8 protein-coding genes and 1 pseudogene are annotated in these 10,822 nt (G+C 71.0%); 3 read left to right on the top strand and 6 right to left on the bottom strand.

Features of this window, described 5'->3' with window-relative positions; all coding sequences use genetic code 11:
- The first annotated feature begins 170 nt into the window (after positions 1–170).
- The 3 genes from K8612_RS14055 (at position 171) to K8612_RS14045 (ending at position 1,760) form a co-directional block, all read left to right on the top strand.
- A complete protein-coding gene (locus tag K8612_RS14055) occupies positions 171–743 on the top strand; it encodes a hypothetical protein (RefSeq protein WP_223762613.1) in 573 nt (190 codons plus the stop codon).
- A gap of 94 nt (positions 744–837) precedes the next feature.
- Positions 838–1,557: a YcnI family protein gene (locus K8612_RS14050; RefSeq protein ID WP_223762612.1), complete on the top strand. Its 720-nt coding sequence runs from the start codon at positions 838–840 to the stop codon at positions 1,555–1,557.
- Positions 1,558–1,580: 23 nt separating this feature from the next.
- On the top strand, positions 1,581–1,760 hold the full coding sequence (locus K8612_RS14045; RefSeq protein WP_223742923.1) for a hypothetical protein: 180 nt from the start codon (positions 1,581–1,583) through the stop codon (positions 1,758–1,760).
- Positions 1,761–1,766: 6 nt separating this feature from the next.
- On the opposite strand, the gene K8612_RS14040 is transcribed toward K8612_RS14045, so the two are convergent.
- The 6 genes and pseudogenes from K8612_RS14040 to xdhC form a co-directional block, all read right to left on the bottom strand.
- Positions 1,767–2,726, bottom strand: coding sequence for a hypothetical protein (locus K8612_RS14040; RefSeq protein ID WP_306799649.1), 960 nt, complete (start codon positions 2,724–2,726; stop codon positions 1,767–1,769).
- A 703-nt stretch (positions 2,727–3,429) separates the two neighbouring features.
- Positions 3,430–3,942: pseudogene (locus K8612_RS39540) on the bottom strand (hypothetical protein); the annotation flags it as partial.
- A gap of 70 nt (positions 3,943–4,012) precedes the next feature.
- Complete coding sequence (locus tag K8612_RS14030) at positions 4,013–5,161, bottom strand: methanobactin export MATE transporter MbnM (RefSeq protein WP_223762610.1); 1,149 nt, start codon at positions 5,159–5,161, stop codon at positions 4,013–4,015.
- A 16-nt stretch (positions 5,162–5,177) separates the two neighbouring features.
- Positions 5,178–6,035: an MbnP family copper-binding protein gene (locus K8612_RS14025; RefSeq protein WP_223762609.1), complete on the bottom strand. Its 858-nt coding sequence runs from the start codon at positions 6,033–6,035 to the stop codon at positions 5,178–5,180.
- An 86-nt stretch (positions 6,036–6,121) separates the two neighbouring features.
- Positions 6,122–9,955, bottom strand: a complete 3,834-nt coding sequence (gene xdhB / locus K8612_RS14020; RefSeq protein ID WP_223762608.1) for a xanthine dehydrogenase molybdopterin binding subunit — start codon at positions 9,953–9,955, stop codon at positions 6,122–6,124.
- Positions 9,952–10,770: a xanthine dehydrogenase accessory protein XdhC gene (gene xdhC, locus K8612_RS14015; protein WP_223742928.1), complete on the bottom strand. Its 819-nt coding sequence runs from the start codon at positions 10,768–10,770 to the stop codon at positions 9,952–9,954. The genes xdhB and xdhC overlap by 4 nt, the downstream gene beginning before the upstream one ends.
- Between the last annotated feature and the right edge of the window lie 52 nt (positions 10,771–10,822).

Below are 10,822 nucleotides of genomic sequence, written 5' to 3'. Positions count from 1 at the left end.
CGCCGCGGCCCTGTGTGTGTCTGTGAATTGCCAGTGAAAATAGGATTCCTTGGATTCGTCTGGAGAGTGTTTCCGGAGGATACGGGGCGGGTCCGACACGGCGCCTGCGCGCTTGTGCCGCAGGGGGCGCCGGTGGCGCGCGTGGTAGAGGCGGCCCGGGAGCGTGAGACATGCCGGGACCGGCGGTGCGTGACGTGACGCGGTGGACGTGGAAGGCGCTGGTCCTGTGCGGCGCGCTGGGCTGTTCCGCGGAGCCGGAGCTGGCGGCGGTGGTGGACGTGGACGCGGGCGGGGAGCCGGGGCCCGCGCCGACGACGTGCGCGAGCGGAAGCGTCTGGACCGAGGCGACGGGCGGCACCGGGGCCACCATGGCGCCGGGCTACGCCTGCCGGAGCTGTCACCTGCGGGACGCGCCCTCCGTGGCGTACTACTTCATGGGCACGGTGTTCCCGTCGCTCCACGAAGCGGACGGGTGTGATGCCCGGCTGGCGGAGCCGTCGAAGGTGAGGGTGGAGATATTGGATGCGGACGGCCAGGTGCGGCTCACGCTGGTGCCGAACTCCGCGGGCAACTTCATGTCCACGACGCGCCAGCCGTCCTTCCCGCTGCCGTACCGGGCGCGGCTGGTGGGGCCGGATGGCACGTCGCGGATGATGGCCACGCCGCAGAGCAGCGGAGACTGCAATGGCTGTCACACCGAGCAGGGCACCCAGAGCGCACCGGGGCGCATCGCGCTGCCGTGAGGAGGCCCCGCGCGGGCGCTGCGACAAATGACCGCAGCGGCCGTGTCGCGGTGGGCTGATATCCGGGATGCTCCTTTCTTCCCGGAGTCACCCGATGAAGTCTTGGCTGGGGCCGTTGTGTGTTGTCGCGGGTTCGCTGGTGTCCTCGTCCGCCTTCGCGCACGCGGCGGTGTCGGGGGCCACGCCTCCGTATGCCGGGGGGACCTTCGAGGCGGACATCACGGTGAGCCACGGCTGTGATGGCGCGGACACGTCCAAAATGCGGGTCCAGATTCCGGAGGGCGTCACGAACGTGCGCCCGTTGGACTCCGTGTTCGGCACGGCCGAGGTGGAGAAGGACGCCAGCGGCAACGTGACGGCGGTGACGTGGACGAAGCCCCCGGGCAACGTGAAGGCGGCGGACACGCACTTCTTCCACCTGGGGCTGCGCATGAAGCTGCCCTCGAAGCCGTTCACCACGCTGTTCTTCCCCACGACGCAGACGTGCAGCACGCAGGGCGGCGCGCAGACGGTGGTGGAGTGGACGAGCACGGCGGGAGGCGCGCACGGCCACGACGGGGACGCGGGCACGGGGGCTTCGGAGAACCCGGCGCCGTCGCTCTACCTGCTGCCCTCCCGGCTGCCGGGCTGGAACCAGTACACGGTGGAGGAGCACGTGCATGACCTGACCGTGTTCAAGGACGCGCTCATCGTGTGGTCCGACACGAAGGCGTACAGCTTCAACCCCGTTACGCAGGCGCTCATCGAGAAGGAGCCCGGCGTCACCGCGCTCACGGAGATCCATCCGGGCACGGTCATCTGGGTGAAGTACTAGGCCCGCACTGGGGGACAGCGACCATGCGCCATTGGCTCTTCGTGTTGTGCGTCGGCGTTCTCGCCGGCTGTTCGGACAAGCCTTCGCCGCCGCCCGCGGGGCAGGGGGACGCGGGCACGCCCTCCGGTGTGGAGCGGCCCGGGGCGTTGGAGCGTCCGCCGCTGGAGCGGTTGCCGGACGACCTCAAGCCGCCGGCCCGGTAGTGGCGGTCAGCGGGACCGGTGGCGCTCCGCGACGCGGTAGAGCTGGGTGAGGGAGTGGTCCAGCAACGCCTGGGTGGAGCGCATGCAGCGGTGGGCGCGGACGAAGGGCAGCCACACGCGGTCACCGACGCGGACCTGGGCTTCCATCCACTGCTTGCGGGGGAGCCACTGGCCGCCCAGGTGTTTGACCAGCACTTCGCCCAGGTAGGCGCCCACGGCGGGGACCGCGGTGGCGTCGATGTTGTGGCGCTCGAAGATGTCCGGGAAGGTCTGCTTCCAGAAGTGGAAGTCGATGTCCGTCAGGGATTCGGGGGACATCTTGAAGACGGAGGGCACCGGCGTGTGGAGCAGCGCCACGAGGCGCTCCGCGAAGTACGCGTACTGGTCGAGGGCGGCCTTCGGATCGGCCACGTCCGGAGGCAGGGCGGCGTCTGGAGGGAGCCACTCGTCCGGCTCTGGAGGGACGTACGCGTTGAGTTCGGCGATGCGCCGCTGCCGCTGGGCCAGGGAGCTGTATTCGGGCAGGCGCGCGAGGAGTGCGGCGACGTCTGGCGCGAAGCGGGGTTCGACGGGGGCGAGGATCGCGCTCCGTTCACGGAGGGTGGCCATCGCCGTGTCGAAGTCCAGGTCGGGCCGGAGGTGGACCCACGCGCGGGCCTGGGCGACGCGCGCCGCTTCGCTGGCGAAGTCCGCTGCCGTGGGCCAGGTGACGAGGAGGACGGAGCCGTCGGGGAGTTCTTCGACGCGGTGGGCGGGCGTGGAGCGCATGCGCTCGCGGCCGACGGTGTCCACGAGCTTCGCGCTGAAGACGTTGAGCCAGCAGACTTCATAGACCTTGTCGAAGCCGTCCTGATAGGCCGTTTCCCGGTCTCGGCCGAAGAGAGGGAAGTCCGCCAGTTCCCTGTCCGCCACGCTATGTGCCGACGCGTGGGTGACGGGGTAGTGGATGGCCCAGGTCCGGACCATCTCCACGAGTCCCTTGCAACTCGATTCCTGTGCGAAGAGTTCAACCGGCGCGACCGTGAGAGAAAGATTCAGGCTGGGTCGTAGCGGCGGGAGTCGAAGCCGGAGCGACATGTCCAGGTCGGCCCCCCTCGTGCGGTAGAGGCCCACGGACGTACTTCTTTCCTGGCGCGATTCAGTCAATCCCTTGGCCACTGCCTCGCGTGTGTACTTGCGGCGTCGTACTCCCTTGACGATGTCTGGCATCCACTCGCCAGCGCCTGATTCAAGTGCTTCAAGAAACGGCGCGAGTTCCTGTTCGAGGGCGCCGGTGGTGTTACAGGCTCCATCAAACGAAAGGCGCAGGAAGTCGTCCGTCATCTGCCTGGGGATGCCATCCATCGTCATTGGATTTGGACCTCCACCCCCGGGCTCTCTTCCAGCAGGGTCGCAAAGGTTCTTTCCAGGTTGACCCTGCCCCCAGGCTTGAGGTCGCCCCCTTCGTAGATGAGGTGCACCCTGCGAATTCGTGCCGGCCCTTCCAGCCCAGGTCTGCGGATGTTCACGGTCTCGCCGTAACACCGAAGAGCCGCACGCGCGTCCGCTCTCATCTGGGCCGTCACTGAATCCTCATTGAGCAAGCGCAGGTCGCGGCTCTTGAAGCTGATGGTCTCCATGCGTGGCGGTTGCCCTGAAGGCGGCCTTGTTTCGATGACTCCGCCAGCACCCCAAGCTGCTTGTCGCGGGCCAGTTGCTGGACCAGCTCGCGCAGTTCGTCGTCGAAGCTGGTGTGCAGGACGAAGAGCGCGAACACCTCCGCGCGCGGCAGGCCATACTTCTCGACCGCGGTGAGCAAGAAGGCCGCGCGCTTGCGCTGGAGGACTCCGGAGGTCTTCGCGTCCAACGGACCTAGCGCCCCCAGCCGGACGGCATCCCAATCCTCCAGGGACTCCACCAGCCAGGCCATGTCCACGCCGCGCTGCATGGCCACGAAGGCCGCGGGCGAGGCACAGGCCATGAAGGGCGCGAGGCGCTGCTCGCTTCGGTCCAGGTCGGGCCAGCCCCGCGGAAGGGGCCGACCGCCACAGGTCCATTTCCTGCCGTCACCCGACTCAGCGGAAACCTTCCGGGCCTCTCCTGCCCACGGCCGCCATGCGGAGGACCGTGCCGCCGGGGTGCCGTAGCTCCAGGTCCCGCCATGGGACGGCGTGGATGCACAGCCCGCGATGAGCAGGGCCATGCAGGCCAGCACCGCCCACCGCCGCACGGGGAATCGCCATGGCCGGGTCACGGCCGATGACGATACCGGCTCACGGCTCGGTGGCGGGGTCCGCGAAGCGCGGGTCGGTCAGGAACGCCGTGTCCGTGAGCGACTCCAGGAACGCGATGACGTCCGCCTTCTCCTCGGGCGTCAGCTCGAAGCCGCGCACGAAGGCGCTCTGCAGGGGGCTCGGCTGTCCGCCGTTCGCCGCCCGGGCCCGGCCTCCCGCCGCGTAGTGGTCCAGCACGTCGGAGAGCGTCTCCAGGCTGCCGTCGTGCATGTACGGCCCGGTGACGGCCACGTTGCGCAGGGAGGGCGCGCGGAAGCGCCCCATGTCCTCCGGCCGGAGCGTGATTTCGTAGAGGCCGGTGTCCCCGGCGGGATACGCGCCCCGGCCGTCCTCGTTGTAGAGCCCCGTGTTGTGGTACGGCAGCGCCGGCTGGGGCGTCGACTCGTGCACGGTCGCGTCCTGGAAGTTGAAGCCGGAGTGGCAGTGGTCGCACTCCATTCGCTCGGACAGGAACAACTGCAGGCCCCGCTTCGCCGCGGGACTCAGCGCGTCCACCTCCTTGCCGTACACATAGCGGTCATACGCCGACGTGCCGGAGATGAGCGACCGCTCGAACGCGGACAGCGCCCGCGTCAGCGTGGCCAGCGACACCGGCGTGGCCTCCTGGGGGAAGGCCTCCGCGAAGCGGGCCGTCAGGTCCGGGTCCGCGCGCAGCCGCTCCAGCAGGACCTCCTGTTGATCCGCGAAGCCCAGCTCCACCGGCTCCCGGCCGAACAGCGGCACCAGCGCCTGGGCCTCCAGCGTGGTGAGCGCGGAGTTGGCCCAGGTGAGGCTGGTCGCGTACGCCACGTTCGCCAGCCCCTGCCCGTTGCGGCGGTGCGCCTGGCCCGTGCTGCCCACCGCGTGCACGCGCCCGTCCGTGAAGGCCCGGGCCTGCTCGTGGCACGAGCCGCAGGACTGCGTGCCGTTCAACGACAGGCGCTTGTCGTAGAAGAGGCGCCGGCCCAACTGGACCTTCGCCTCCGACATGGGGTTGTCCTCCGGCACGCGCGGCTTGGGGAAGCCCGCGGGCAGCTTCCAATCGTAGGGCGCGGGCTCCTCGGCCGGTCCGGGGGATTCGCCGCAGCCCGCGGCCAGCAACGCCGCCGCCGCCAGTGCCTTCAACGCCTGTGCTTGTCGTCGTGCCACGTCGGACGTCCTCCTGCTACTCGGCCCGGATGAAGGTCTGCACGGCCGGGTCCGCCGACTGGCCGCCGAACGCCAGCCCCATGCGCTGGAACAGGGGACCGCAGTCCGCGTCGTTGGGGGACGACATGCAGCCCGGGGACGTGCTGGGCGCGTTCGCGTCCAGGTTGGAGTCCGCGAAGAGCGTGCCCAGGTCCATCACCACCTTGTTCTTCGTCACGTCGAAGCCGTCCAGGTGGAACTCCGGCCGGTTGTTGTTCGCGCACCCGGCGGTGCCCTGCGTCTGGCCTTCGGGCGGCGGCGCGCAGGCCGTGCTGCCCACGTGCAGGACGTGCTGGGGGATGCCCCGCGTGCGGCCCTCGATGCGCGCGAAGACGAAGCCGCCCTGCCAGTTCCAGTGCAGGCTCGTGTCGCCCATGGGCGCGCCGAGCGTCGTGGGGTCGCCGTGGTTCAGCTCCTCCGGCACGCCCACCGTGAAGCGCAGGCCCGTGTAGTCACCCTGGGGCACCGTGCCGCGGAGGGACGTGTTCATGCCCTCCGTGTACTGCTTGCACAGCCCGTCGTTGTTCGCGAAGTCCAGCAGCGCCACGCCCGAGTGCTGCCACGTCCCGTCCTCGGTCAGCGTCACGGGCACCTCCTGCCCGTCCCGCGTCACCAGCCGCACGCCGTGGATGTACACGCGGAAGTCCATGGGCTCGTACGTCGTCCCCGTCGTGCCGACGTTCGTGTACGTCTTTCCGCACGCGAAGGCCTCCGTGCCCACGCGGGCGACGACGGGGAGGTCCACCGTCAGGACCTCGGGTTCATCCTCTCCACAGCCGAGCGCGCCCATCAGGGCCAGCGGCAGGAGGAGGCGGGAGCGGAGCACGGAGCGCATGAGGGTCATCCTTGGAAGGTGCCCCCGTCTAACGCACTGGCGGCAAAAGCTTGCCGTGGCATGTTGCCGCACCCGCGCCGCCCGCCTCAGGCCACCTCGCGCGCCTCGTCCGGCACGGGGAGCCCCGCGCCCCTCGCCTTGCGCCGCTGGATGGCCAGGAAGAGGGCCTCGTGCGTGGCGGGCGAGGGCAGGTCCACGTCGCCTCCCGGCGCTCCGAAGGCGGCCACCGCGTCGCGCAGGGCCTCGCGCACGGACAGGGCCAGCATCAGCGGCGGCTCGCCCACGGCCTTGCTGCCGTGGATGGTGCCCTGCTGCCCGGCGCGCTCCATGAGCGTCACGCGCAGGTCGATGGGCGCGTCGCTGAACGCGGGCACCGCGTAGGTGCTGGCGGAGTGCGTGAGCAGCCGCCCGTTGGCGTCCCACTTCAGCTCCTCGCCGGTGAGCCACCCCATGCCCTGCACGAAGCCGCCCTCCACCTGTCCCCGGTCCACGCCGGGGTTGAGCGAATCCCCCACGTCCTCCAGCAGGTCCGAGCGCAGCACGCGCTTCATGCCCGTGTCGCCGTCCACCTCCACCTCGCTCACCGCCGCGCCATAGGCGAAGTAGAGGAACGGCTTGCCCCGGCCCACGCTCCGGTCGTAGCCGATGCCCGGCGTGCGGTAGTAGCCCGTGACGGACAGGCCCACGCGGTCGCGGTACGCCTCCTCCACCACCGCCGCGAAGGGCAGCCCCTGGTCCGGCCGCGACGCCGCCGCGATGCGCCCGTCCTCGAACACCAGCGCGTCCGGCGACACTGCCTGCCCGTGCAACTGCACCAGCATGCGCGCGGCCACCGGGGCCAGCCGCTCGCGCACCTGGATGCAGGCCTCGCGCACCGCCGCGCCGTTGAGGTCCGAGCCGCTGGAGGCCGCCGTCGCGGACGTGTTGGGCACCTTGTCCGTGGCCGTCTGCGCCACGCGCACCAGGTCCGCGGGCAGGCCCAGCTCGCGCATGGCCACGCCTTGAATCTTGGTGTGCAGCCCCTGGCCCATCTCCGTGCCGCCGTGCGACAGCAGCACGGAGCCGTCGCGGTACACGTGCACCAGCGCGCCCGCCTGGTTGAGGAAGGTGGCGGTGAAGGAGATGCCGAACTTCATCGGCGTGATGGCCAGGCCGCGCTTGATGCGGGGGCTGGACGCGTTGAAGGCCTCCACCTGCGCGCGGCGCTTCGCGAAGTCGGACGACTCCAGCAGGTCGTTCCACAGCTTCGGCAGCCGGTTGTCCTCCAGCTCCTGGCCGTAGTGCGTGGTGTTGGTGTCGCCCACGCCGTCGTAGAGGTTGCGCTGGCGCACGGCCTCCGGGGCCAGGCCCAGGGTGCTCGCGATGCGCGCCAGGATGTCCTCCATCACCAGCATGCCCTGCGGCCCTCCGAAGCCGCGGAAGGCCGTGTTGGAGACCAGGTGCGTCTTCGCCACGCGGCCGGTGTAGCGCACCGCCGGCACGTAGTAGCCGTTGTCCAGGTGGAAGAGGGCGCGGTCGGTGATGGACTCGGACAGGTCCAGGGACCAGCCGCCGTTGGACGTGAGGTCCGCCTTGAGCGCGAGCAGCCGGCCCGTGGCGTCGAAGCCCACCTCCCACGCCGCGTGGAACGGGTGGCGCTTGCCGGTGACGACCATGTCCACGTCCCGGTCCAGCATCCACTTCACCGGCCGGCCCGTGTGCACCGCCGCCAGCGCCACCAGCGCCGCGGGCGCGTTGCCTTGCGTCTCCTTGCCGCCGAAGCCGCCGCCCATGCGCGGCGCCTTCACCACCACGCGGCTGCGCGGCACGTGCAGCACGTGCGAGATGATGGCCTGCACCTCCGACGGGTGCTGCGTGGAGGACGTCACCGTGACGTCGCCGTCCTCGCCCACCTCCGCGAAGGCCGCGTGCGTCTCCAGGTAGAAGTGCTCCTGGCCGCCCATCGTCAGCTCGCCGGCCAGCCGGTTCGGACTGGAGGCGAGCGCGCTGTCCACGTCGCCCCGGCGGATGACGTGCGGGTCGGTGTGGAAGCTCTGCTGCTTCAGGGCCTCGGCCAGCGTGAGCACCGCGGGCAGGGGCTCGTAGTCCACCACCACCTGGCGGGCGCCCTCGCGGCAGGCCTCGGGCGTCTCGCCGACGACGAGCGCCACCACCTGCGCGTGGAAGAGCACCTCGTCCTTCGCGAGCAGCGGCTCGTCATGGCGGATGGGGCCCGTGTCGTTCATGCCCGGGATGTCCTCCGCGAGCAGCACCTTCACCACGCCGGGCACCTTCAGCGCGGCGCTGGCGTCGCGGCGGAGGATGCGCGCGTGCGCGTGCGGCGACAGCACCGGCCACACCGTCAGCATGGGCCTGCGCTGCGCGAGGTCGTCCACGTACTGCGCGCTGCCCGTCACGTGGCCCAGCGCGCTCTCATGGCGCAGCTCGCGGCCCGCGTCCGCGGTGGCGGAGGGAGCGCCCACGGTGAAGCGGGGGCGTCCGTCCAGCGCGGGGCTGCGCTCGCCGGACGCGAACTTCTCCAGGAGCGACACCACCAGCCCGCGCCGGTACTCCGCGCTGCCGCGCAGGTCCGTGAGGGGCGTGAACTCGCGCTCCAGCGTGGCGCGCACGCGGGCCACGGCCTCCGCGTTCCACGGGTGGCCCACGAGCAGTCCTTCCGTCTGCTTCGCCCGCGCGGGCGTGGCCGCGACGCCGCCGTAGCCCAGCCGCGCGGTGCGCACGAGGCCCCGCGCGTCCGTCTCGATGCAGAAGCCCGCCGCCACGATGCTGATGTCCAGCTCGCGGCGCTTGGACACCTTGAAGCTGTCCGAGTGCCGGGTGAGCCCGCTGTCCTTCGCCGGGGCGTGGGGGATGACGACGAAGCGGACCACCTCGTCCGGCTGGAGCGCCGTCTTGCGGTAGGCGAGGAAGAAGTCCGACAGCGCCACCGTCCGCTCGCCGCGCACGGACGCGAGCACCAGCCGGGCGTCCAGCGCGAGCAGCACCGGCGCGGTGTCGCCAATGGGCGAGGCCGTCACCAGGTTGCCCGCGAGCGTGGCGCGGTGGCGGATCTGCCGCGAGGCGAAGACGTTGAGCATCTTCGCCAGCTCCGGCACCTCGTGGCCCAGCGCGTCCTCCACGTCCACCAGCGACGCGGCGCCGCCCACGTACCAGCCGTCCTCCTCGCGGCGGATGGCGCGCAGGGCCTCCACGCCCTCGGTGGAGATGAGGAACGGGTAGCGGCGCGACTTCTTGGTGATGTCCACGCCCAGCTCGGTGGCGCCCGCCACGAGCATCGCCTCCGGGTGCAGGGCGCGCAGCGCGAGCAGGTCCTCCCAGGTGGTGGGGCGCAGGAACAGGCCGTCGCGCGCCTCGTAGCGCAGGGGCGGGGTGGGGGAGGGCGGCCCCTCCAGCGAGACACCGGGGAGGCCGGAGCCCGCGCCCTTCGCGTCGCGGGTGGCGAGCGCGTCCACCATCGCGTCGCGGATGGGGCGGTAGCCGGTACAGCGGCAGATGTTGCCGCAGAGCTGATCCGCGATGGCCTCCGGCGAGCCCGCGTCCTTGCGACAGTACGCCTCCACCATGGAGACGACGAAGCCCGGCGTGCAGAAGCCGCACTGCGAGCCGTAGTGCTTCACCATCGCCTGCTGCACGGGGTGGGGCGCGGCGCGGCTGCCCACGCCCTCCACGGTGACGAGCTCGCGCCCGGCCACCATGGGCAGCAGCGCGATGCAGCTATTGAACGCGCGCAGCGTCTTCTGGCCGCTCACGTCCCGGTCCACCATGGCCACGGTGCACGCGCCGCAGTCGCCCTCGGCGCAGCCTTGCTTGGTGCCCGTCAGGCCGCGCGCGCGCAGGTAATCCAGCAGGGTGGTGTTGGGCGACGCGTCGTCGACCTGGACCGTCTGGCCGTTGAGCCGGAACTCGAAGGGGGTGCTCATTCCCCCGAGGATAGCAGGGGCGCGGGCGCTGGCTGAGCGCCTGCTTCCTGGGCCAGCCCATGGTGGAGCTGGAGCAGCCCGGCCGCGATGCTCACGGCCACCTCCTGCGGTGACTTTCCCCCGGTAGGCAGCCCCATGGGGCACTGGACGCGGCCCACCTGCCCGGCGGGCATGCCTTTCGCTTCCAGCCGCTGCCGGAAGCGGGCCCACTTGGTGTCACTGCCGATGAGCCCGATGTAGCGGGCGGGCTTCTGGACGGCGAAGGCGATGATGTCCTGATCCACGTCGTGGCGGTGCGTCATCACCGCCACGTAGGTGCGCTGCGCGTCCCAGACCGCGCGAGAGGCGAAGTCGTCCCACGCCTCCTCGTGACGCACCACGCCCGAGGGCACCAGCGGGGACTGGACCCACTCCGGGCGCTCGTCCACCAGGTGCACGCGAAAGGGGGTGCCCTCCAGGATGCGGCACAGCGCCTGGCCCACGTGGCCGGCGCCGAAGAGGTAGAGCTGGGGCCCGTGGTTGACGGGCTCGACGAAGACGTCCACGACACCTCCACAGCACTGCCCCAGCTTCGCGCCCAGCGGATAGCGGAGCGTGCGCGCCTCGCCCCGGGCCAGACACGCGCGGGCGTCCTGTAGCACCAACTGCTCCAGGTGGCCGCCGCCGATGGTGCCGTGGAAGGTACCGTCCGCGCGCACCAGCAGCTTCGCGCCAGGGGGCGCGGGCGTGCTGCCCTTGCACTCCGTCACCGTGACGACGGCGAACGGCGTGTCCTCCCGTGCCCACTCCGCGAGTTGGTGAACCCAGTTCCACATGCCGCAGGGGAGTCTGCCACGACCGCAGGCACACGTCTCCGCTTACCCAGAG

The organism is Corallococcus sp. AS-1-6, assembly GCF_020037015.1.
Taxonomy (GTDB): Bacteria; Myxococcota; Myxococcia; order Myxococcales; family Myxococcaceae; genus Corallococcus.
This window is presented reverse-complemented; position numbering and strand designations above follow the sequence as displayed.